General features: G+C 69.0%; 2 protein-coding genes. Both read right to left on the reverse strand.

Annotated features, from left to right (window positions below; translation table 11 throughout):
• A partial coding sequence (locus R5H29_RS01215) for an FGGY family carbohydrate kinase (protein WP_407073507.1) occupies nt 1-131 on the reverse strand: 131 nt, incomplete at its 3' end.
• A gap of 103 nt (nt 132-234) precedes the next feature.
• Nucleotides 235-1722 carry a glycerol-3-phosphate dehydrogenase gene (glpD, locus tag R5H29_RS01225; RefSeq protein WP_134730006.1) on the reverse strand — a complete coding sequence of 496 codons (1488 nt, stop codon included), beginning with the start codon at nt 1720-1722 and terminating at the stop codon, nt 235-237.
• Nucleotides 1723-1831 lie beyond the last annotated feature (109 nt).

Below are 1831 nucleotides of genomic sequence, written 5' to 3' on the forward strand. Positions count from 1 at the left end.
CAGCCGGGCTGGGGGAAGATCTGTGCGAATTCGCGCTGTGCACTGCCGACGATGTCGCCGGCACGGTCGAACAGGATCGCGCGCGAACTGGTGGTGCCCTGGTCGATGGCCAGCACGTAGCGGGGCGTCATGCAGCGTCTCAGGTAGAGAGGTAGGGGTACGGTACCTCATCTTCCTGCAGCGGGTGGCCTTGCTGGGCTGGGTTGTGCTTATTCAACCGATCATGGCCCGGCTCTACACGCTGGCTTGCTCCATCCACGCCTGCAGCCGTGCCACCTGCGCCGCGTCCAGCCGCAACCCCAGCTTGCTCCGCCGCCACAGCACGTCCTCGGCATTCGAGGCCCATTCGTGCTCACGCAGGAAAGCGACTTCCCGCGCGTGCAGGCCGCCGCCAAAGTCTTCGCCAAGATCGTTCACACCCTGCAGGCCATGCAGCAGCTCCGCGCTGCGGCTGCCGTAGGCGTCGGCCCAGCGGCGTGCGATTTCCTCGGGCAACCACGGTGCCAGCAACTGCAGGCGCGAGCACGCCTGCGTGGCGTCGCCCCAGTCGCTGCCAGGCAGCGGGTCTGCGCCTGCCGTCCACGCCGGGCCCATCTGCGGCAGCGCCGGCCGCAGCAGCTCCAGCGCTTCCTCGGCCAGCACCCGGTAGGTGGTGAGCTTGCCTCCCAGCACGTGCAGCGCCGGTGCCGGGTGGGACTGCAACTGCAGGCGGTAATCACGGCTGAGTCGTGCCGCACGCGGATCGGGATCGGCCAGCAACGGGCGTACGCCAGCGAACCGCCAGGCCACCTCCTCCGCCGCGATGGGATCACGCAGGTAGCGATTGGCCGCATCACACAGGTACGTCACCTCCGCAGGGAGCACGCTGCAGCGCGCCGGGTCACCGCGATAGTCGGTGTCGGTGGTGCCGACCAGCAGGTGGTCGTGGGCGAAGGGCAGAAGGAACACCACGCGCCCATCGGGCTGCTGCAGCAGGCAGGCGCTGTCGCTGGGCCAGGGACGGCGCAGCACGATGTGGCTGCCCTGCACCAGGCGCAGCGCGGGGCCATCGCCGCGCCCCTGCATCTGTTCCAGCAGGCCGCCGGCCCACGGACCAGCCGCATTGGCAACGGCGCGCGCAGTCACCGGGTGCGGCTGGCCATCGGCGGATTCCAGAACGGCCTGCCATCGGCCGTGAACGGGGCGCAGGTCGATGCAGCGGCTGCGGACCCGCACCTGTGCGCCGCGCTGCGCGGCATCCAGGGCGTTGAGCAGCACCAGCCGCGCGTCATCGACCTGCGCATCGGCGTAGCTGAAGCCGATGCGCAGCGAGGGGGAGAGCCAGCGACCCAGCGGATCGCGTTGCAGGTCCAGTGCGTGCGATGCGGGAAACGCAGGGCTGCGCCGGCCCAGATGGTCGTACAGCCACAGTCCCGCGCGCAGCATCCAGCGCGGGCGCAGGTGCGGTTCCCAAGGCAGGACGAAACGCAGAGGATGGACCAGGTGAGGGGCTTGCCGGCGTACCGTCTCACGCTCACCCAGCGCTTTGCGCACCAGGCCGAATTCGCCCTGTTCGAGGTAGCGAAGGCCGCCGTGGACCAGTTTGCTGCTGGCACTGGAGGTATGCGCGGCCAGGTCATGCTGTTCGCACAGCAGGACGCGCAGTCCGCGTCCGCTGGCATCACGGGCGATGCCGGCGCCGTTGATGCCGCCACCGATCACCAGCAGGTCGACTTCCTCCATCGCGCCTTCGCACCCTGTTTGTCTAGAGCCGAGCCCATGCTCGGCTGCTTTCCCGATAGTCGAGCATGGGCTCGACTCTACATAAAAGCAGCCGAGCATGGGCTCGGCT

The organism is Stenotrophomonas sp. A3_2 (assembly GCF_036624925.1).
In the GTDB taxonomy this organism is placed as follows: domain Bacteria; phylum Pseudomonadota; class Gammaproteobacteria; order Xanthomonadales; family Xanthomonadaceae; genus Stenotrophomonas; species Stenotrophomonas hibiscicola.

What these genes read in the sequence shown, in the direction of transcription:
- glpD (WP_134730006.1), bottom strand. Translation starts at nt 1,722, where the DNA reads ATGGAGGAAGTCGACCTGCTGGTGATCGGTGGCGGCATCAACGGCGCC.